We start from the raw sequence: 20643 nt of genomic DNA, 5'->3' as shown, positions 1-20643 counted from the left end.
GCCTCACCGCTGCATCTGCATCAACTGATCCATCGGGACCATGTTTTGGTTGAGGTGATCCATGATCCATATCGAGCCGCCGACCACCAGGAACACGATCAAGAGGCCGAAGGCCAGCGCCAGTACGTTGTTGGTATTGTCGGGACCGGTGGTGATGTGCAGGAAGAACACGATGTGGACGCCCATCTGCGCAATCGCAAGCACGACGATTGCGACCGGAATGGACGGCTGCCAGACGAGGTCCGTGCCGGCGATGAAGAACGACGTCGCCGTCAGCAGAATCGCGAGGCCCAGGCCGAGCAGATAGCCAAGGACCCGCGAGCCGAGCGTGCCGTGCTCCTCTTCGCCCGGTGCAACATCGAGGTGGTGATCGTGCGCTCCGTGGACCTGCTCGCTCATACGGCGCTCCCCAACAGATAGACGACGGAAAATACCGCGACCCAGATGATGTCGAGCGCGTGCCAGAACAGCGCGAAGCACAGGATGCGGCGCTGGATGTCGGCGCGGAAGCCCTTGGCGACAACCTGGGCCATCATGGTCAGGAGCCAGAGGATGCCGGCGGAGACGTGCAGGCCGTGGCAGCCGACCAGGCTGAAGAAGGCCGACAGGAACGCGCTGCGACTGGGGCCAGCGCCCCGCTCGACGAGATCGATGAATTCGATCGCCTCGAGCGCCAGGAAGCCGGCGCCGAACAAGGCGGTCACCGCCATCGAGATCTGGAACCAAAGATTGTTGCGCATGTCGGCCGCGATGCTCGCCATGCCGCAGGTGAAGCTCGACAGCAGGAGCAGCGCGGTTTCGATCGCGACATTCCTCAGGTCGAACAGCTGCGCTCCGCTCGGGCCGCCGTTCGTCTCCCCCACCAGCACCGCGTAGGTCGCGAAGAAGCAGGAGAACATCACAATGTCGGAGAGCAGGAATATCCAGAAGCCGTAGGCGGTCACGATCCGCTTTGGCGCTGGTCCCTCATGTTCGATGGCATGCAGGTGATGCGGATCGGCGTAGCCGTGCGCCATTGCAACTGCCGACATCATGCACCTCCTGCGATGGTCACGAGGCCGCGGCGCTCCTCGATATTGGCCCGATCGATCCGTTCGACCTCGGCGGCCGGGATCAGGTATTCATCATGGTCGCGCCAGGCGAAGGCGACGAAGGTCGCGAACGCACCGATCAGCCCCAAAATCACCATCCACCAGATGTGCCAGATCAGCGCGAAGCCCATGATCGTGGCGAAGAAGGCGCACACGAATCCGGTCGGCGAATTCCGCGGCATTTCGATATCCTTGTAGTCCGGCGCCTTGGCATCCAGGCTCTGCTGCTTGGCATGGGCCTTGATCTGCCAATAGGCATCCTCACCTGAGACATCGGGCATGACGGCGAAGTTGAACACCGGCGGCGGCGAGGCGGTCGCCCACTCCAGCGAGCGGCCATCCCAGGGATCGCCGGTGCGATCCCGCAATTTCTCGCGCAGCATGATGCTGACCACGAGCTGCGTCACCTGGCAGACGATGCCGATCAGGATGAGGATCGCACCAAAGCCGGCGACCAGCAGCCAGGGCCGCCATTCCGGCACGTCATAGTGCTGCATACGGCGGGTCATGCCGAGAAAGCCGGCTGCATAGAGCGGCATGAAGGCGACATAGAAGCCGACCAGCCAGAACCAGAACGCCGCCTTGCCCCAGCCCTCATGCAGGCGGAAACCGAACGCCTTCGGGAACCAGTAGGTGTAGCCGGCAAAAGCGCCGAACAGCACGCCGCCGATGATCACGTTATGGAAGTGCGCGACGAGGAACAGGCTGTTGTGCAGCAGGAAATCGGCCGGCGGCACCGCGACCAGCACGCCGGTGAGGCCGCCGATGATGAAGGTGACCATGAAGCCGAGCGACCACAGCATCGGCGAGGTGAAGCGCACCCGGCCGCCATACATCGTGAACAGCCAATTGTAGATCTTCACGCCGGTCGGCACCGCGATGATCATGCTGGCGATACCGAAGATCGCATTGACCTCGGGGCCCGCACCCATGGTGAAGAAGTGATGCAGCCACACCATGAAGGAGATGACGCAGATCGCCATGGTGGCAAGCACCATCGAGCGGTAGCCGAACAGCGGCTTGCCGGAGAAGGTCGGCACCACCTCGGAGTAGATGCCGAAGGCCGGCAGCACCAGGATGTAGACCTCGGGATGTCCCCAGGCCCAGATCAGGTTCATGAACATCATGACGTTGCCGCCGCCTTCATTGGTGAAGAAATGAAGGCCGAGGTAACGGTCGAGGATCAGCATCGCGAGCGTCGCAGTGAGGATCGGGAACGCGGCGACGATCAGGAGGTTGGACGCGAGCGTGGTCCAGCAAAAGATCGGCATGCGCAGCAGCGTCATGCCCTTGGTGCGCAGCTTCAGCACCGTCGTCGTCAGATTGACGCCTGCGACCAAGGTGCCGACACCGGATATCTGCAGCGCCCATAGATAGTAGTCGACGCCGACGCCAGGCGAGTAGTTCATTTCCGACAGCGGCGGATAAGGCAGCCAGCCGGTGCGGGCGAACTCGCCGACGACGAGCGAGATGTTGACGAGCAGCGCGCCCGTTGCGGTCAGCCAGAAGCCGACCGAGTTCAAGGTAGGAAAGGCGACGTCACGCACGCCGAGCTGCAGCGGCACCACGAGGTTCATCAGGCCGATGACGAACGGCATCGCCACGAAGAAGATCATGATGGTGCCGTGCGCGGAGAACACCTGGTTGTAATGCTCCGGCGGCAGATAGCCATCCGAATGCAGCGCGACCGCCTGCTGGCCGCGCATCATCAGTGCGTCAGCGAAGCCGCGCAGCAGCATAAGCATGGCGAGGAAGATGTACATGACGCCGATCCGCTTGTGATCGACGCTGGTGATCCACTCGTTCCAGAGATAGGGCAAATGGCCCCTGATGACGACCCAGGCGAGCACCGCGATGACGAGCACGACGACGACGCCACCGGAAATCAGCGGGATGGGCTGGTCGAACGGGATTGCAGAAAGCGTAAGCTTACCGAACATTATGGACTCCGGTCTCCGGCCTGGCCTCGTTGGTCGTCAGCTTCGGTCCTGGAGCGGGAGGAATCTGCTGACTGGTGATCTTCCCGAACAGCTCGGGATCATCCAGGCGGAACGTCATCGGAGTCTTCTCGATCGATTGCTCTGCAAGTTTCTTGTAGGTGTCGGCGCTCAGGACCTGATCGCTCTTCGCGGTCGAAGTGGCCCAGTCGCTGAACGCAACCTGCGACACCACATGGGTGTCGAACATCATGTCGGGGAAACCGTCGCCGCTGAAATGCCCGGAGATTCCCTTGTAGGTCCCCTCCTCGTCGGCGCGCAGCTCGAGATGAGTCACCATGCCGTTCATGGTGTAGATCAGGCTGCCGAGCTGCGGGATGAAGAACGCATTCATCACACTGCCCGAGGTCAGATCAAACCGCAGCGGTGCGCCGGCCGGCACAGTCAAGCTGTTGACGGTGGCGATGCGCTGGTCGGGATAGATGAACAGCCACTTCCAATCCAGCGAGACCACCTGGATGCGGATCGGAATGCCGGTCCCCGGCACGGGCTTGGCCGGATCGAGATCATGCGAGCCGATCCAGGCAACGCCGCCGAGCAGGATGACTGTGAGCGCCGGGATGGACCACACCACCATCTCGACGCGGCCCGAATAGGCCCAGTCGGGGAGATACTCGGCCCTGGTGTTCGACTGTCGAAACCAGTACGCGAAAGCAAAGATTGCAATGATCGTGGGGATGACGATCGCCAGCATGATCGCGATGGAGTCGATCAGAATCGTCTTCTCGGCTGCAGCGATCGGCCCCTGCGGGTCGAGTATGTTCATCGTGGCATCAATCCGCGCGGTGAGGCCCGCCCGCACAACGTGTGCGGACGCCGCCCGTTCCTCTCTGGGGAACTACGATCCCTGACGCATCTGTCTGATCGAGCCGTGCGCTTTTGAATCGCGGGGCCGCTTTTAGGCCGAATTGCCGCGCGCGCAAAGACTGCATTGCACTGCATCAAAATATTTTCTGCTCTGCGGCAAATGCATCGCTAACCACGCAAATTTCATTTTGCGTCGCACATGGCAGGGCTGTGGGCGGTCCTCGCCCGCAATGGATTTGATCAGCCGATCTTTTCGCACTCGCGGTCATGAGGACCACATATGCTCGCTCACCGGACTCAGAAGAGGATGCAGGGAGGACCAGCGTGCGTTTGAAGAATCGGATCGCCATCATCGTCGGCGATGCACCCTCTCTCATCACGAACTACCCGCCACAGCGATGTGGCTGTGCCTTGCGCCATAGCCGAAATAGATCGCAAGTCCGATGGCGAGCCAGATCGCGAGCCGCAGCCAGGTATCGACGGGCAGTCCGAGCATCAGGGCGATCGAGGTGAGCGCTCCCAGCGGCCCGACGATGGCGATCGCAGGCGCCCTGAACGGCCGATGCAGATCAGGCTGGGTGATGCGCAGCACCAGCGTGCCGATCGACACAACGGCGAACGCAAACAGCGTCCCGATGCTGACGAGCTCACCGACGAGGCCGATCGGCAGCAGCCCGGCCAGCACGGCGACCACGACGCCAGAGACGATGGTCGCGACATAGGGCGTATGGAAGCGCGGGTGAATGCGCGCCGCCGCTTCCGGCAGCAGCCCGTCATAGGCCATCGCACGGAAGATGCGCGGCTGCCCCAGCAGCAGCACCAGGATCACCGAGGTGAGACCGAAGATGATGCCGAGCTTGATCACCGGCGACAGCCAGCCGATCCCGGCGGCATCGACTCCGACTGCGATCGGATCCGGCACGTTGAGACGATCGAACGGCACGATACCGGTCAACACGAAGCCGACGGCGATATAGAGCACGGTGCAAATCGCAAGCGAGCCAAGGATGCCGATCGGCATGTCGTTATTGGGGTCCTTTGACTCCTGGGCCGCGGTCGAGACCGCGTCGAAGCCGATATAGGCGAAGAACACGACGCCGGCGCCGCGCAGCACGCCGGACCAGCCGAACATGCCTGTGGTCCCGGTATTGGGCGGAATGAAATCGCCTTGCGGATTGCTCGATGTCACCCAATTCTCGGTGGTGACCTCCGGCAGCGCCAGGAAGATGAAGAGAAAGATCACCACGAGCTTGATGGCGACAATGATGTTGTTGAAACGCGCGGATTCGCGGATGCCGATCACGAGCAGCGCGCTGATCAGGATGATGATTGCGACCGCAGGCACGTTGAGAATGGCGCCCGTCGTGCTCCATCTGTGTGTCGCGGCGTCGAAGGCCAGCGGCGCCGATGCAAACCGCTCCGGCACATCGATGCCGAAGTCGCGCAGGAAGCTGACGACATAGCCGGACCAGCCGATCGCCACCGTGATCGCGCCGACTCCATATTCCAGGATCAGATCCCAGCCGATGATCCAGGCGACGAGCTCGCCGAGCGTCGCATAGGCATAGGTGTAGGCGCTGCCGCAGATCGGCACGGTCGAGGCCATTTCGGCGTAGCAGAGACCGGCGAAGGCGCACGCGATCGCGCCGAGCGCAAAGGACAGCACCACTGCCGGACCGGCGCTGGCAGCGGCCGCATGCCCGGTGAGGACGAAAATGCCGGCGCCAATAATGCCGCCGACCCCGAGCGCCACCAATTGTAGCGCGGTGAGCGTCCGTCGCATCGGCCGATGGTCGCCCTCGCCGGTCGCGCTCGCTTGGCGGATCAGCTCGTCGGTGGATTTGCGCGCCCAGATGTCGGTCACGGGGGCCTCCAGCGCCTTGCCCTGCAATCGCCAGATGTGCATTACGGTTCCAACATGGCCTACAAATCGCCGCGACAATGGCGTCAGGGCAGGCATTGAGTCAGTGACTGATCCGCCAGATCGTGCCGTTGCCGTCCTCGGAGACCAGGAGGCTGCCGTCGCGGGCGACGGTGACGCCGACCGGCCGCCCCCAGACCTCGCGGTCGTTGACGACAAAGCCGGTGACGAAGTCCTCATATTCCCCGGTCGGCACGTCATCCTTGAGGCGGATGCGGATCACCTTGTAGCCGGTGCGCTTCGACCTATTCCAGGAGCCGTGCTCGGCGGCGAAGGCATCGCCTCGGTACTCGGCCGGAAACTGGCTCGCCTCGTAGAAGACAAGCCCGAGCGAGGCCGAGTGCGGCTGCAGCAGCACGTCCGGCACGGTCACCTTGCCCTTCAGATCGGCCCGCGCGCCCTGATGCCGCGGATCTTGGTGCTCGCCGATATAGAACCAGGGCCAGCCATAGAAGCCACCCTCCTTCACCCGCGTCACGTAGTCCGGCACCAGATCGTCGCCGAGCCCGTCGCGCTCATTGGTCGAGCACCAGGGCGTGCCGGTCTCCGGCTGGATCGCAAGGCCGACGCAGTTGCGGATGCCGGTCGCATAGAGCGTCTTGTTCTTGCCGTCGGGATCGAAGGCGAGCACCGCGGCGCGATCGGTTTCCTCGCCCCAGGCGGCGCCGAGCGGGTGCGCGCTCGCCCACGCGGTGAGGCCATTTGGCGGCTGACCGATGCCCTCGCCGTCATTGCCGGCCGAGCCGACCGAGACCAGCATGCGCTTGCCATCCTTGGTGAAGGCGACGTCGCGGGTCGAATGGCCGTAGCCGTGCGGCAGCTCGGCGACAACAGTCTCCGGCGGCTTCGAGGCTTTCAGGTCCCCCGCGTGATAGTGAAAGCGGACCACGCTGTCCGTGTTCGCAACATAAATCCACTGCGGGTCGCCATCGCTCGGATAGAACGCGATGCCGAACGGACGATTGAGACGCTCGGCGAAGATCTCGTTCGTGACAGGCTTGCTGCCGTCCTCGCTCGGCCGCAGCACACGAATGCGGTTGGCGCGGGTCTCGGCGACATAGATGTCGCCATTCGGCGCGGTGCGGAGAACGCGCGGGCCGCTCAAGCCTTGCGCGAACAGCGCGACCTCGAAGCCCGCGGGCACTTTCGGCATCGCGTTGTCAGGCCGCGGCACCACGCGCGAGACGTTGGCCGCCGATGGCGTTGCGCCCGGCCGCGGCAGATCTTCGGGCCGGATCAGGCGAACCGTGCCGGGCGCATCGCTCTGCCAACTGCCATAAGCCTCCTTGCCCTTCAACTCGGCCGCTGCCGTGCCGCCTGCCAAGAACGGCGCCGCCGTGAGAGCCGCCATTGCGAGAGCCGTCATTTCGCCTTTGGTCATGTCGTCCTCGCCAATAGCTGCGTCGTTCAAGCGCACACATTATGAGGTCGTTCCAGTACGCGGGATCACTTTCTCTGATCGCGCTATGGTCATCGCGTATATATCGCACGTCACGAGGTCGAAATTCCTGTACAGCCGCCGGAGCGTGAAGAACTTCACGATATCTGACAGCCAGCCGCGATTTCGCCCCGCATGCGCTCTTGTTCTCGCGGCGCATTGCGCCCGAGTCTTGTTCGAAGATGCCGCCCTCTTGATCGTGAGGGCGCAGGGAAGGCCGGGCGCTGGCCGCGCCCGTGGCCCGCCTGCAGAAAGAAATGCAGGCGGCAGTCACCACAGGTCTGGCCGAACACGCCCGGCCTTCCCTGCGCGATGGTGTTACAGCTTATACGCGCTCTTCCCGGGGACCGGCTGTCTTGCCCCCGTCGTCTGCGATGATGCGCCAGCATCGTCGCAAACTTGGCATCAGCACCGGGATGCCAGAACCACGCGACTTCACCGTCGCATCGGATCGTTCGTCCGCATGAAAGACCATGCTGCGACCCGACGCGCCCACCGCATCCCGCACCCGACGTTCGTGACGACCCGCGAAGCGCCCCCTCGTTGGGACGGGATGCGCTGATCAAATCATCATTTCTGAAAAACAGCAACACGAATATTTCTTCAGGAGGGGCTGGACAGGGCGATTCGCATTGAAGCCGCACGACAAATCGGCGTTTCGGCGCAGGCGTTTGATGTGATGGGGGCCGGCGGACACTCAGGGCGGGCGGACCGACTTGCCGTTCGCGGGCGGGATCGATTGTCCTCCATTTTGGTTCAACAAGTAAAAGGCCCAACGAGAGGAGAAACATAGGGTATCAGGTCCAGACAGTACTCCTCTCACAGACTCGAGAACTGGTTACTACCAATAATTAACGTCAGCCTCAGGTTGCTACACGAACAAATCGTGCGTCAGATGGTGCTCGGCGCCTTTTGCGTGATCAATGGCGTTTTGCTCCGCGAGTGAAAGGCCAACTAGGTCTGGATCGTGGATCGGCGCCAGTCCGTCATGTCCGGCAGTGGGCAGGTGGCCATGCTCAGTCGAATCCGGTGCATGGCTTACATGTAGCTCAGAGGCATCTGAAGCTTTGGAAGGTCCCATCTCCTTCTTGAAATGAAACGAATCTCCAGACGCGGGCGCAGCTGTCGTTTCTGCATGACCAGCGTCATCGGTAGGTTGGCCCTTGCCTCCGTCACGCTGCGATTGGCCGCGATTGGCCTCATTCTCCGGTGTCGCGTCATGCTTGGCATGCTTCTCGGCAGCTGCGGAGCCGTCTTCCGAAGCGTGTAAATCGCGCTGCGATGGCCCGTGATTGGAGTCGTGTCCCGGGGGGTCGTGCTTGGCGTGCTTCTCGGCAGCTGCGGAGCCGTCTTCAGAAGCATGTAAATCGCCCTGCGATTGCCCGTGATTGGTGTCGTGTCCCGGTGGGTCGTGCTTGGCATGCTTCTCGCCAGCTGCGGAGCCGTGTTCCGAAGCGTGTAAATCGTGCTGCGATGGCCCGTGATTGGAGTCGTGTCCCGGTGGGTCGTGCTTGGCGTGCTTCTCGGCAGCTGCGGAGCCGTCTTCAGAAGCGTGTAAATCGCGCTGCTCTTGCCCGTGATTGGAGTCGTGTCCCGGTGGGTCGTGCTTGGCATGCTTTTCGGCAGCTGCGGAGCCGTCTTCAGAAGCCTGTAAATCACGCTGCTCTTGCCCGTGATTGGCGTCGTGTCCCGGTGGATCGTGCCTAGCATGCTGCTTGGCGGCCGCGGAGCCGTCTTCATCGGCGCGCAAATCACGTTGCGATTGCCCACGATTGGAATCGCTCCCCGCGCTCACCTGTGTTGTGCCATGCTCGCCATGCGTCGACGCGTCGGTTGCGGCTGCCTCTCTGAAGCCGCCATGATCGATTAGAGCGTTGATGGACCCTGATCCTCCGTGAGGATCGTTATCTTTGCTCTTCCCGTTGGCGCTATCTTGCCCCGCGTCTACATCGAAAAACTGAAATTCATCGCCACGTCTGTCGACGCTATCGCGTGGTAAGGCCAAGTTGTTGGAACCATCGAGGGTCGCATCGGCGCTGCTAGGAATATTGTGGGCTACTAATTCCTTGGTTTCGCTTGCGGTCGCTGATGTGATGACATCAGGCAAGTTATCATGAAGATCGAACGCCTTGGCGGCGCTATAGATAATATCGACCATGTAACTCCAGACTGCGGCAGCCAGCAACATGAAAGTGCCATAGCTGCCCGAGTTCGGCCTTGCAGCGTTGAATGCCGCCCACCGGGATGTACTGACGGCAATGTCGCCACCGAAATCGACGAGTTTGGCAGTCGTTATCGACGTGCCCGTTGCGCCATTGGAGCTGCCGCGGGATTTGATCACGGCTCTAGCCCTGGTGCCAGAAGCACCTGCCGATTCTTTGGGACCGTCAATGATGATAGTTACCACCTCAACGGTGCCGTCTGGGGCCGTTACCGCAAAAGTGCCGGTCACCGTATGGCCAGCATTGACTGCGCTCGCGCTCGCGGCATGATCGTCCTCCATCGCTGCGAAAATGAAAGCGGCAAGCGCGCCGATCCCGCCGTATCGCCGCGATAGGGCGAGGGAGGTTAGTTGCGTCCGGTTGTTGATCCCAAGTTTCTGAAATATGTGATTGAGGTGCACCTTGATGGTGCCTGGGGAGACGTTCAGTTGGCGCGCAACCGCTTTGTTCGACAAGCCTTGGGCGACCAAACGGGTGATCTTGCGCTCTTGGCCCGTCAGCACCGCCAGCAAATTTCCACTAAACGCCTCGTTTTCGTGCTTGCCGGCCGGCGCCCGGTGACGCCGTGGTGCCACCAGCCTCAGGAACTGCATCAAGGTTTCGGGCCTCTCGCGCATCGAAATCGCACTGCAAGCACCGGCCGCGATTGCGGCAGCGAGATCGCCACGTGCGACGGATGCGGTAAAAAAGACCAGCCGGGTGGGAAGGTTTTCGGCATTGACGACGGCGAGCATCTCAGATGCGGTCACGTCCGAAAAACCGTCTTCTACAAGCACGACATCGGGTATTAGATTGCGAACGGCTTCAAGGCAGCTGGCACCGTCAAGGCAGGACGCCACCACCTCGAAGTCGGTCTGCGCTGCAAATAGGGACGCAAAGCCCTGCAGGACGATCGGACGCCGATCTGCTATCACCAGTCGGACGCGACGCATGGGCACTTCCCCCGACATCTCGCTGTAACCCGCCCAAACAACCGTTACAGGTATTTATCCGTGCACGGGCGTGCACTTTGAGAAACAGCGCGCTAACGCACAACACCGCTCGTGGTTCCCCGGGGCACCGCTACGCGGCCTTCGCGTGCGAGAAGACCAATTCGGCGGCGGCCGCCAGTTCGCAGAAAGGGCCGCTAGACGCCCTCGGCGCTCAAAGATCCATGGTGCGGTCCCATGATCGACACCGTTATAATCCTCGTAAACGGCAATGCCCGCAGCGAACTGTCGACCTCGCAATATCGAGTGCGGAGACGGCGCGAACGAGAACGGCGGATCACGCTTCGCTGGTCCGCCCTACGGCTGCGGCGAGCCGATCAGGACAGCGCCCCGAGCACGCCGCGGGTGGCCTGGTCGATCTCCTCGACATAGCGGCGGCGCGCGAAGGATTCGGTGAGGAAGCCGACGACCTTGCGGCTGTTCTCGGATTCCAGCACGGCGAGCACCTCGGCGCCGGAATCGTCGAAGATCTTCATCGCGGTCTTGACGTTCATCTCCGGCAGCAGCGCGACGTCGATATATTTGGCGAGCTCGACCACCTGGATCTCGTCGGCGATCGAATCGAGCTCGCCGGAGTACAGATCCGGCAACGACACCAGCCCGCAATAATCGTCGCTGTTGTTGACCACCACCACCGCCTGGCGCGAGCCGAGCAGGAATTCATGGCGGCAGGCCGCGATCGTGGTCGTGGTCGGGCACTTGGCCACGTCGGAGCGCATCATCCGCTCGACGGTGAGATTGCGCAGCCAGCCGACATCGTTGGCGCTGCGGATGGTCTCGCCGCGCAGATGCAACCGCCAGGTCGAGAACGAATGGCCGAACATGAAGCGGACGCAGATCGAGGTGACGATGCAGCCGGCCAGCACGACGGCGGTGACGTCGACATTGCGGGTCATTTCCAGCACCAGGAACGACATCGTCAGCGGCCCGCCGACAATGGCGACGCCGAGCGTCGCCATGCCGGTCAGCATCGCGACCAGCGGATCGACCGCGAAGGACGGCAGCGTCATCGCGAGCAGCGCCGCGAACAGCTTGCCGAGCAGGCTGCCCACGAACAGCGAGGCGAAGAACAGACCGCCGCGGAAGCCGGACGCCAGCGAGATCAGACAGGCTGCGAGCTTCAGCACGATGACCAGCGCGATCGTGGTCGCGAGCATGTCGCGATGCAGATCGAGCACCATGGCGCCGTGACCGGCCGCCAGCACCTGCGGCGTCACGATCGCCATCGCGCCGACGCAGACCCCGCCGATCACGGGGCGAAACCACACCGGGATCCATTTGCGAACGAACAGGCGCTCGACGGTGGAGGACGCGCGCATCACCACGATGCCGATCCCGCTCACGATCAGGGCCAGCACCATCAGCGACAGATATTGCTCGAGCCCGACCGCGCCGACGCGGGGGACATCCAGCTGATAGGGCGCGCCACCGAGCCATTGCGCCGTGAGCGCGCCGGCAAGCGATGCGGCCAGAATCGGCGCCGCGCTGCCGACCGCGTAGACGCCGACGATCAGCTCGCAGGCATAAAAGGCGCCGGTGATCGGCGCGCCGAAGGCGGCTGCGATGGCGGCGGCGGCGCCGCAGCCGACGATCAGGCGAAGATCGTTGCGGCGGAGCGTGAGATACTGACCGATCAGCGAGGCGGCGCCGGCGCCGATCTGGGTGTAGCCGGCCTCAAGGCCAACGGACGCGCCCGAGCCGTTCGACACCAGCGTCTGCCAGCTCACCACGATGCTGTCGCGCAGCGACAGGCGGCCGCCGCGCAGCGCATTGGCCTCGACCGGGTCGACGGCGGCCGCGATCTTCCAGCGGCGCCGCAGCCACTCCATGATCCCGAGCGACAGGCCGCCGAGGGCCGGCGCCAGCACCGCGACGACCGGATTGACCCAATCCTTAGCGCTCAGCCGGACGTCGATGGGAATGCCGAAGATCAGAACATGCGCGATCTGCGCGATCTCGCTGATCAGCGTCACGACCGCGCCGGCGATGATGCCGATCACGAGCGCCAGCGGGATCAGGTAGAATTCGTTGCTGCGCAGCAGAGCCCGCAGCCTGATCACCAATCGGTTCGAGCCCTTTCGATCGATGATGTGCGCGAGCGTCGACAGCACGGGAGACCTTTGGATGAAAAGTCCGGGGTCATGGTCGCATAGCCCGACATTCTGCCCCCGACAAGCATCATCTCCGGCTATGGCCGCAAAGGTGGTTTACCGTTGGAAAAGAAGAGCTTGCGAGTCAAAGAAATCGAGCAGCTCGCCTGAGCTGCGCCCCCGGAACGGCGGAACCGGGCCGAGCACCATATCCCCGCTCGGGGCCGGCGGTATCGCCGTCGCGGTGCCGGCATCCGATGAGGCGCGGGATGTAATTTCTCCCGCGGCGGGGCAATTCCCCTGCCCCTCTCTGAAACCGCCGCCACGCATCGGCGCATCGGGTTTGACGATCCGGTTTCAAGCTGGAAAGAAAGCGGGTGAACTCGGCTCGGCGCGGGCGCTCCATGCCCGTGAAGCTGATCTGGACAAGGACCCGTCATGACCGTTTCGAGCATCGCCGCTGAGACCAAGGGCGGCGGTCGCCGCGCCTGGTGGAAGGAGCTGTGGGTGCAGGTGCTGATCGCGATGGCGGCCGGCATCGCGCTCGGCGCGCTGAGGCCCGATCTCGGCGCTGCGATGCAGCCGCTTGGCGATGCCTTCATCAAGGCGATCCGCATGCTGATCGCGCCGATCATCTTCTGCACGGTGGTCGGCGGCATCGCGCATATGGCCGACATGGCCAAGGTCGGGCGCGTCGCGATCAAGGCGCTGATCTATTTCGAGGTGATCACGACTGTTGCTCTGATCATCGCGCTCCTCGCCGTCAACATCTGGCAGCCCGGCGCCGGCATGAACATCGATCCGGCCACGATCAACGCCAGCGTCGTCGAGCCCTATGTCAAGCAGACCTCCGCAGTCGGCTTCGTGCCCTTCCTGATGAATATCATTCCGCAGACTTTCGTCGGCGCCTTCGCCGAAGGCAACATCCTCCAGGTGCTGTTCATCTCGATCTTGTGCGGCTTCGCGCTGATCTGGCTCGGCGAGCGCGCCAAGCCGGTCGTCGACGTGGTCGATGCCGGCGGCAAGATGATCTTCGGCATCGTGACGATCGTCATGTGGGCTGCGCCGCTCGGCGCCTTTGGCGCGATCGCCTTCACCGTCGGCAAGTTCGGCATCGCCTCACTGTCCTCGCTCGGCCAGCTGGTCGGAGGCTTCTACATCGTCTGCATCATCTTCATCGGGCTCGTGCTCGGCCCGATCGCGGCGCTCTCCGGCTTTAGCCTCTTGAAGCTGATCCGCTACATCCGCGACGAGCTCCTGGTCTGCATCGCCACGACATCGTCGGAAACGGTGCTGCCGCGCATCATCGCCAAGATGGAGGCGGCCGGCTGCGAGCAGAGCATCGTCGGCCTCGTGATCCCCACAGGCTATTCCTTCAATCTCGACGGCACCTGCCTTTACCTCGCGACCGCCGCGGTGTTCCTGGCGCAGGCCACCAACACGCATCTCGATATCGAGCACCAGGTCGGCCTTCTGATCATTCTGCTGGTGACGTCGAAGGGCGCGGCCGGCATTGCCGGCGCCGCCTTCGTGGTGCTGGCCGCAACGCTCGCGGCCACCGGCACCATTCCCGTCGCCAGCGTCGCGCTGGTGCTCGGCATCCACCGCCTGATGTCGCAGGGCCTGACACCGACCAACCTGATCGGCAATGCGGTCGCGACGATCGTGATCGCACGCTGGGAGAATGCGCTGGACCACGTGCGACTCAAGCAGGTGCTCGACGCAGGCGAAGCGGTCGACACCGCGGCCTGACGCCGAAATAACCCCTCGGAATTCAGCTCCTTATACAGAGCCGCGGCATCCCGCGGCTCTTCTGCTTGACAAACGAAACAACAAAACGATATATCGTTTGTATGAAATGGAGATCATATCGCATGAGACATGATCACTGGGGTTTTGGCCATGGCGGCCGACACGACCATCACGACGAGCGCTGCCGGGATCATCGGGGCGTCGATGAGGACAATGACGAACGGGGCTGGGGCCGCCGTGGCCATCATGGTCGCTGGCGCGGCTTCGAGGACGACCGTGAGGACGTCAGGCTCGGCGGCCGCGAACGCGGCTTCGGCGGGCATCGCGGCGGACACGGCCTGTTCGAGCGCGGCCGGCGTGGCGGTCGCGACGAGTTCGGCCGCGGTGGCGGCGGACGCTTCTTCGGTCCTGGAGATCTGCGCGCCCTGCTGCTGTGGCTGATCGGCGAGAAGCCGCGCCACGGCTATGAGCTGATCAAGGCGGTCGAGCAGCTGGTTGGCGGCGCCTATTCGCCCAGCCCGGGCTCGGTCTATCCGATCCTCAGCCTGCTCGAGGACATCGGCCAGATCGAAGCGGCGCCTTCCGAAGGCGGCAAGAAGCTGTTCGCGATCACCGAGGCCGGCCGCCAGGCGCTCAAGGATGACGCGGCCGCGATCGAGGGCATGCTGAGCCGCATGCGCATCATGGCGCGCAGCATGGGCGGCATGCGCCCGCCGGAGGAAGTGATGCAGGCGGTGCAGACGCTGCGCACAGCGCTCGCGCTGCACCAGCGCGGCTGGAGCGAGGACGAGGCGAGGCGCGTCAGCAACATTCTCAACCGCGCCATCGCCGAGATCGAGGGTGAGGCGCAAGACGACGATGGCAGCGCGTCGGTGTGAGCGTGGAGCTCAGGATGAGGGTCTTATCGCGGCGGACCCGCATCCCTCATGGTGAGGAGCGTCGCTCTTGCGACGCGTCTCGCCCCGTTCCGATTCAATCGGAACGGAAAAGGCTCTAAGCCGGTTTCCTCAATCGCCAAGCAGCATCCGCGCCGTGTCCAGTCCGCTCGACAGCGCGGCCTCGACCGTGCCCATGTCACGCCCCTGATAGAGCGCTTCGCCTGACAGCAGGATCGCGCCGCCGTCCCAGCTTGCGAGCTCGGCCTGGGCCCTGCGCGTCGCGAGCGTCGCGTAGGAATAGGCGCCGCGCGAGAAGGGATCGTTGCCCCAGTTGATGGCACGCGCCGCGACGAGCTCCGCCTTCAGCTGCGGCAATGACAGGCCGAAAATCTGGGCGAGCGAGCCAAGCCCGGTCTCGATCAGCTGGCTTTCGTCCAGCTGGGCCGCGCTGCTGGTCGGAGGACCGGCGAGCCAGCCAGTCAGAACCGCATGCTCGGTCGGGCGCTGCGTCCACCACACCGGCACCGCGACATCCGAAAGGACGAACAGCAGATCGGAGAGATCCGCAGCCTTGATGCCGGTCCACCAGCGGCTCTCGAACCGCAGCAGCAGCTTGATGACATTGCCGAAGCCGATCTGCGCCGCGGCCGTCACCTTGTCGCGCATGGGGCGCGGCAGCGCGATCTCCTGCAGCAGCGGCAGCGGCACGGCCAGAATCGCGGCATCGGCGCGATGGCTGCTGCCCTCGGCGCAGCGGATGAGAACGCCGTCATCGGTTGTCTCAATGCCAATGACTGACGACTGCAAGCGAATATCGGCGCCGTGCTCGCGGCACTCCGCGAGCAGAAAGTCGATCAAGGCGCCGTAGCCGCCGACGATGCGCCCCAGCTCGCCGCGCCCCGGATGCATCCACTCGTCGCGCAGCGCCAGCACACTGGCCCGATCCGGATCGGCCGCGTCATAGCCCATGACCGTCCTGACGACCGACTGTCGCAGGGACGCGAAGTCCGGACCGGCAAAATAGCGATCGAGCAGCGCCGTGACCGTCATGTCCGATGTCAGCTCCGACAGCACCCGGTAGAACGCGTCGGTGTTGCGCTCCGGCATCTCGTCGCGTGCAAATGTGCCGTTCCGTACAGTCCATCGCGCACCGTTCACCGGCGCCAGCGACAAGCCCGCTTCGCCCAGCAGGCCCCGCGTGACCGGCGCCTCACCATGGACGAACTCGGCGCCGCCATCCGCTCTGTATCCGAACTCGTCCGCGGACAGCGGAGCGATGCGACCGCCGCAACGGTCGCGCGCTTCCAGGATCGTCACCCGCTTGCCGGCGCGGCCAAGCTCGCGCGCGGCCATCAGGCCCGCAGCGCCAGCCCCGATAATCATGATGTGGTCTGCTTGTCCGGCCATGTCGTCCTTTAGGCCCCGTCCCGATCATCAAGCTGACGCCGCCCGCATATGCGCGGGCACGGGCGAACTTGTCCAGTTGCAGAAATAGTCAAGGCGCATCGTCATTGCGCAAGCGGAAATCGGCCGCACGGCTGCGCGCGATGACGAGGTCGGCGTTGACGAGATCGTTGCCCTCCACCTTGCTTCTCACCATCGCGTCATCAAGGCCGAAGTCGCGCCAGCGCGCGGCAAGCCGCTCGGCGAGGCGCCCGCGCGGCACCTCCACCATGACGGTGGTATCGAACCGTGGCGCAAGACCAGCCCAGGCTGGATGCGCCGGATCATCCAGCAGAAGGTAGTTGCCTTCGACGATCACGATGCGCGCGGCGGCAGGAACGATCTCCGCGCCGGCGCGCGCGATTTCCAGCGCGCGATCGAACACCGGCACCGCGATATCGCGGCCGTCATCGGCGCGCAGACGGTCGAGCATGGCGGCGAGACCGTCGACGTCGAACGTCTCAGGCGCGCCCTTGCGGGCGCGCAGGCCCCTCTCCTCCAGCACGCGATCGTCGAAATGGAAGCCGTCCATGGCGAGGATGCGCGCGAAGGCGGCTTCGTGCTGATTGAGCTGCGCACACAGCGTCCCGGCCACCGTGCTCTTGCCCGCGCCGGGCGGACCGGCGATGGCGACCAGCCTGCGCGCCGACCCTTGCGTACGGCGCAGATGCGTGAGCAGACCAGCGAGATCGATCGGTTCTTCCGGCATGGCGGCCACGGGCCTGCTATCCCCTGCGCTCACTGAGCCAGGCTTCGGTCTGGTAGGGAAACGCGACCCTCTCCTGTCGCAGCTCCGGAAAGACCTCCTGCAGCTCGCGCAGGCGCGCTTCGACGTCGCGCTTCCTCTCGTCCGGCAAGGCCGCGATGAAGCTGACGGACATGAACCGATCGATCACCACCTGGTCGAAGCCGCCGACATGGCTGTGCGCGAAGACAGTCCGCTGCAGCGGCGTGAACAGGTCCTGTCCTTCGAACGGTTGTCGCCAGCGGCCGGTGTAATGGCGCGGCACATTGCCCTCGTAGGGCGTGATGATTTTGCTGATCGCGGCAACCCAGTCGACCGTCTCGTCGCGAACGTTCCAGACGAGGCCCAGCCGCCCGCGCGGCCGCAGCACGCGGTGGATCTCGCGCAAGGCGGCCTCGTTCGCAAACCAATGAAAGGCCTGGGCACAGGCCACCGCATCGACGCAAGCGTCCTCGAGCGGCATGCGTTCGGCGCTACCCGGCAGCGCGCGGACGCCGGGCACGGCCTGGACCAGCTGCTCGCGCATGGCATCGACGGGCTCGATGGCGGTGACGCTGGCGCCAAGGCGCGCGAGCAGCTTGGTGAACTTTCCCGTCCCGGCGCCGAGGTCGACGACCGCAGCGCCCGCGCTCGCGCCGAGATCACGCTCGAGCCAGCCGAGCAGGTCGGCCGGATATTCGGGGCGCCCGCGCTGATAGGTCGAGGACTCGTTCGAGTACCCCTGCTGTGCAGCTTCATGGATGGCCATTCGATATTCCACTCCCGACGTTGTGCGCGTCATCACGCATGGCGCAGCTTCAATACTGAATAATGCGCGATGCTCTTACACCTTATCTTAGGGCCTGCCGAGTAAGATGGAGGTCACTCTTCCTTAACCACGATGCGCCGGATGAGTCCAAGACGGCCGAAATTCGCTTTCCCGGCGCTCGTGCTTGCGAGCACGTTGGTCTTTGGACTGGCGGGCCACCTCACCGCGACGACCCTGATCCATCGCCAGCAGGCGCGGCAGATCCTTGAACTCACCGAAATCGTGCTGCGGCGCGCGGAATTCGCGGTCGATTTCGGCGCCGCCAGTCTTGACCAGCTGGCAAGCCGGGGCCTCACCACTTGCGAGCCGGGTTCGCTGCAGGCGATCCGGCTGCATGTGTACCAGCGCTCCGCGGTGAAGGACATCCGCCTCGCCAACGCCGATGGCTCGGTGATCTGCTCAGCCTATTCCGAGACGCTGGAGTTCGACAATGGCTGGGTCTCGCGCTCCGACATGCTGGCATCACGCGACGGCAGGCTGTTCGTCTTCCGTGTCGAGCAGTTCGGCGGCGACGCGCTCGGCGTCCTCAGGGACATCAATCACAAAAAGGCGCTGGTTGCCGTCATCGGCATCAACGACAGCCTGCTCGACATCATGCCGGCCGAACTGCGCGCCCACAGCAAGGTGGTGCTCGCGCTGAGCAATGGCGAGACGCTCGGCGCGTTCAGGTCCGAAGCCGATAAGCCGCTGCGAGAGCCGACCGAATTTGCCATGAGCTCCGCACGCTATCCGCTGCGCGCGGCCATCGATGTCGAGCGCAGTGCGCTATCGAGCTGGAACGGCGAGACCTATTGGCCGGCGATCGCAGTCTCACTCACCCTTGGCGTGGTCTTCGGTGGTCTCCTGGCGCGGTCGCTTCGCAGCCAGGGCCCGGTCGCCGATCTCGATCGTGCGCTCGCACGCGGCGAGTTCGCACCCTATTTTCAGCCGATCTTCGATCTCAGGACCGGCCAGATCAAGGGCTGCGAGATCCTGGCGCGGTGGCTGCGTGACGACGGCTCGGTCGTTCCGCCCATGAGCTTCATCCCGCTCGCCGAGTCCAGCGGCCGCATCCAGAACATGACCTGGCAGATCCTGCAGCGCGCGCTCTCCGGCCTACAGCCGCTGCTCAGGCAGGATAAGGATTTCAAGCTGTCGTTCAACGTGGTGCCGAAGCATCTCTTGAGCCCCGGCTTCGTCGAGGCGCTGCGCCGCGTCGTGTTGACGGCCAAGGTCTCGACGCGTCAGATCGTGGTCGAAGTGACCGAGCGCGACGAGCTCGACGATCTCACCCGCGCCGCAAGTGTGGTGCGCGAGCTGCGCGAACACGGCTTCCGCGTCGCCATCGACGACGTCGGCACCGGCCACAGCGGGCTGTCGCGCCTGAAGGGGCTCGGCGCCAACACGATCAAGATCGACAAGTTCTTCGTCGACACCGTCACGGTCGATGCCTCGACCACGGCGATTATCGAGATGCTGGTGGGGCTTGCCATCGATCTGCAGATGACGGTGGTCGCCGAGGGCATCGAGACCAAGGAGCAGGCCAAGGCGCTGATCGCCTGCGGCGTCGAGGAAGGCCAGGGCTATCTCGTCGCACCGCCCCTGCCCTTGCCCAAATTCCTCGCGCTGCTTGAGACGCGCCGATCGGCGGCAACGACGGGCAACGCCGCGGCGGAGGCTACGCTGGTCGCTTAGTAGTGTTTCAAAGCTCTGATCATCCGACCCATTCGCACGTACCATCCACAATTACTGGCGCTCGTCATTGCGAGGAGCGAAGCGCACGAAGCAATCCAGGCTTCCTTCTTGGCTCTGGATTGCTTCGCTTTGCTCGCAATGACGTGCCGCCATGATCGCGTTCTAATCGCTGCCGCTCCTCGCAATGACGACCTGGAAGTCGCGTCTTTACGATTGCTACTCTTTCGTCATCTGGCCGCGCAGCTCGCCGCCCGGATTGGCCGCGGTGTGGATGTTTGCATACCACTTGCCGGCGAGCAGATCGGCAGCTTGCGTGTCCGTCAGCGTCGCCGTGCCCTGGATCGGGCTTTGCACGGTCTTGAACGGCAGGACGATGCCGGCGTTCTTGCCGGCCTCGCTCGGCCCATGGAAATGCGCACCCATCGCCGGTCCGGTCAGGCCCGAATAGGTGACGGTGTAGGTCAGGAACTTGGTGTCGGTATCGAAGGTCGCCTCCGCCGTGCCGGAGCCGGTGCTGGCATTGGGCGGCACCTCATTGCTGCCCTTGAGTTCGGCCTGCAATTTGACCATCTCAGCGCGGGCAGCTGTGGCCACGAGCAACACTGCAACGCCGACGACCGCGGCGGCAGCCGGGCTTATCGCACTCTTCATCGTATCCTCCCCACGCGCGTTCGACCTTGCGCCGGTTGAAACACCGAGAACCGGTGCAAATTCCGATCGCAGCGAGGTTATCCGATTCGAGTCTGTCCCGCTCCGACGGCCCAGGCGATACGCTCCGTCACCCAATT

At 63.9% G+C, this 20643-nt stretch carries 15 protein-coding genes; 3 read left to right on the top strand and 12 right to left on the bottom strand.

Annotation, left to right across the window (positions count from 1 at the left end):
- Window positions 1-3: 3 nt before the first annotated feature.
- The 8 genes from cyoD to P6U24_RS13220 all read right to left on the bottom strand — a co-directional run bounded on the left by cyoD (window position 4) and on the right by P6U24_RS13220 (window position 12576).
- A complete protein-coding gene (gene cyoD, locus P6U24_RS13255; RefSeq protein ID WP_407159542.1) occupies window positions 4-399 on the bottom strand; it encodes a cytochrome o ubiquinol oxidase subunit IV in 396 nt (131 codons plus the stop codon).
- On the bottom strand, window positions 396-1031 hold the full coding sequence (gene cyoC / locus P6U24_RS13250) for a cytochrome o ubiquinol oxidase subunit III (RefSeq protein WP_407159541.1): 636 nt from the start codon (window positions 1029-1031) through the stop codon (window positions 396-398). Before cyoC ends, cyoD begins: the two co-directional genes overlap by 4 nt.
- On the bottom strand, window positions 1031-3031 hold the full coding sequence (cyoB, locus tag P6U24_RS13245) for a cytochrome o ubiquinol oxidase subunit I (protein ID WP_407159540.1): 2001 nt from the start codon (window positions 3029-3031) through the stop codon (window positions 1031-1033). Before cyoB ends, cyoC begins: the two co-directional genes overlap by 1 nt.
- On the bottom strand, window positions 3021-3854 hold the full coding sequence (cyoA, locus tag P6U24_RS13240; protein ID WP_407159539.1) for a ubiquinol oxidase subunit II: 834 nt from the start codon (window positions 3852-3854) through the stop codon (window positions 3021-3023). The genes cyoB and cyoA overlap by 11 nt, the downstream gene beginning before the upstream one ends.
- 417 nt (window positions 3855-4271) lie before the next feature.
- Window positions 4272-5801: an amino acid permease gene (locus P6U24_RS13235; RefSeq protein ID WP_407159538.1), complete on the bottom strand. Its 1530-nt coding sequence runs from the start codon at window positions 5799-5801 to the stop codon at window positions 4272-4274.
- Between the two features lie 58 nt (window positions 5802-5859).
- Window positions 5860-7167, bottom strand: coding sequence for a PQQ-dependent sugar dehydrogenase (locus P6U24_RS13230; RefSeq protein ID WP_407160444.1), 1308 nt, complete (start codon window positions 7165-7167; stop codon window positions 5860-5862).
- Between the two features lie 958 nt (window positions 7168-8125).
- Window positions 8126-10408, bottom strand: a complete 2283-nt coding sequence (locus P6U24_RS13225; protein ID WP_407159537.1) for a LuxR C-terminal-related transcriptional regulator — start codon at window positions 10406-10408, stop codon at window positions 8126-8128.
- Window positions 10409-10782: 374 nt separating this feature from the next.
- Window positions 10783-12576, bottom strand: a complete 1794-nt coding sequence (locus tag P6U24_RS13220; RefSeq protein ID WP_407159536.1) for a chloride channel protein — start codon at window positions 12574-12576, stop codon at window positions 10783-10785.
- Between the two features lie 417 nt (window positions 12577-12993).
- On the opposite strand from P6U24_RS13220, the gene dctA reads away from it, so the two are divergent.
- Together dctA and P6U24_RS13210 are read left to right on the top strand one after the other, a co-directional pair.
- Complete coding sequence (gene dctA / locus P6U24_RS13215) at window positions 12994-14307, top strand: C4-dicarboxylate transporter DctA (RefSeq protein WP_407159535.1); 1314 nt, start codon at window positions 12994-12996, stop codon at window positions 14305-14307.
- 122 nt (window positions 14308-14429) lie between these two features.
- Window positions 14430-15185, top strand: coding sequence for a PadR family transcriptional regulator (locus P6U24_RS13210; protein ID WP_407159534.1), 756 nt, complete (start codon window positions 14430-14432; stop codon window positions 15183-15185).
- 129 nt (window positions 15186-15314) lie between these two features.
- On the opposite strand, the gene P6U24_RS13205 is transcribed toward P6U24_RS13210, so the two are convergent.
- The 3 genes from P6U24_RS13205 to P6U24_RS13195 form a co-directional block, all read right to left on the bottom strand.
- On the bottom strand, window positions 15315-16592 hold the full coding sequence (locus P6U24_RS13205) for a flavin monoamine oxidase family protein (protein ID WP_407159533.1): 1278 nt from the start codon (window positions 16590-16592) through the stop codon (window positions 15315-15317).
- Between the two features lie 88 nt (window positions 16593-16680).
- Window positions 16681-17337: a nucleoside/nucleotide kinase family protein gene (locus P6U24_RS13200; RefSeq protein ID WP_407160443.1), complete on the bottom strand. Its 657-nt coding sequence runs from the start codon at window positions 17335-17337 to the stop codon at window positions 16681-16683.
- Window positions 17338-17353: 16 nt separating this feature from the next.
- Window positions 17354-18121, bottom strand: coding sequence for a methyltransferase domain-containing protein (locus tag P6U24_RS13195; RefSeq protein ID WP_407159532.1), 768 nt, complete (start codon window positions 18119-18121; stop codon window positions 17354-17356).
- 141 nt (window positions 18122-18262) lie between these two features.
- Between P6U24_RS13195 and P6U24_RS13190 the strand changes: the two genes are divergently transcribed.
- On the top strand, window positions 18263-19855 hold the full coding sequence (locus P6U24_RS13190) for an EAL domain-containing protein (RefSeq protein ID WP_407159531.1): 1593 nt from the start codon (window positions 18263-18265) through the stop codon (window positions 19853-19855).
- Between the two features lie 216 nt (window positions 19856-20071).
- Here the strand turns inward: P6U24_RS13190 and P6U24_RS13185 are convergent, their stop codons facing one another.
- Window positions 20072-20506 (bottom strand): CHRD domain-containing protein, encoded by a 435-nt coding sequence (locus P6U24_RS13185; protein WP_407159530.1) that lies wholly within the window; start codon window positions 20504-20506, stop codon window positions 20072-20074.
- Between the last annotated feature and the right edge of the window lie 137 nt (window positions 20507-20643).

The sequence above is a fragment of the Bradyrhizobium sp. STM 3557 genome (assembly GCF_045571465.1).
Lineage (GTDB): Bacteria > Pseudomonadota > Alphaproteobacteria > Rhizobiales > Xanthobacteraceae > Bradyrhizobium.
The sequence above is the reverse complement of the archived record's forward strand: the minus strand, read 5'-3'. Positions and strand labels throughout refer to the sequence as shown.

Coding starts and splice junctions, on each gene's coding strand:
- cyoD (WP_407159542.1), bottom strand. CDS start 399: ATGAGCGAGCAGGTCCACGGAGCGCACGATCACCACCTCGATGTTGCA.
- cyoC (WP_407159541.1), bottom strand. CDS start 1,031: ATGTCGGCAGTTGCAATGGCGCACGGCTACGCCGATCCGCATCACCTG.
- cyoB (WP_407159540.1), bottom strand. CDS start 3,031: ATGTTCGGTAAGCTTACGCTTTCTGCAATCCCGTTCGACCAGCCCATC.
- cyoA (WP_407159539.1), bottom strand. CDS start 3,854: ATGAACATACTCGACCCGCAGGGGCCGATCGCTGCAGCCGAGAAGACG.
- P6U24_RS13235 (WP_407159538.1), bottom strand. CDS start 5,801: ATGCACATCTGGCGATTGCAGGGCAAGGCGCTGGAGGCCCCCGTGACC.
- P6U24_RS13230 (WP_407160444.1), bottom strand. CDS start 7,167: ATGGCGGCTCTCACGGCGGCGCCGTTCTTGGCAGGCGGCACGGCAGCG.
- P6U24_RS13225 (WP_407159537.1), bottom strand. CDS start 10,408: ATGCGTCGCGTCCGACTGGTGATAGCAGATCGGCGTCCGATCGTCCTG.
- dctA (WP_407159535.1), top strand. CDS start 12,994: ATGACCGTTTCGAGCATCGCCGCTGAGACCAAGGGCGGCGGTCGCCGC.
- P6U24_RS13210 (WP_407159534.1), top strand. CDS start 14,430: ATGAGACATGATCACTGGGGTTTTGGCCATGGCGGCCGACACGACCAT.
- P6U24_RS13205 (WP_407159533.1), bottom strand. CDS start 16,592: ATGGCCGGACAAGCAGACCACATCATGATTATCGGGGCTGGCGCTGCG.
- P6U24_RS13200 (WP_407160443.1), bottom strand. CDS start 17,337: ATGCCGGAAGAACCGATCGATCTCGCTGGTCTGCTCACGCATCTGCGC.
- P6U24_RS13195 (WP_407159532.1), bottom strand. CDS start 18,121: ATGGCCATCCATGAAGCTGCACAGCAGGGGTACTCGAACGAGTCCTCG.
- P6U24_RS13190 (WP_407159531.1), top strand. CDS start 18,263: ATGAGTCCAAGACGGCCGAAATTCGCTTTCCCGGCGCTCGTGCTTGCG.
- P6U24_RS13185 (WP_407159530.1), bottom strand. CDS start 20,506: ATGAAGAGTGCGATAAGCCCGGCTGCCGCCGCGGTCGTCGGCGTTGCA.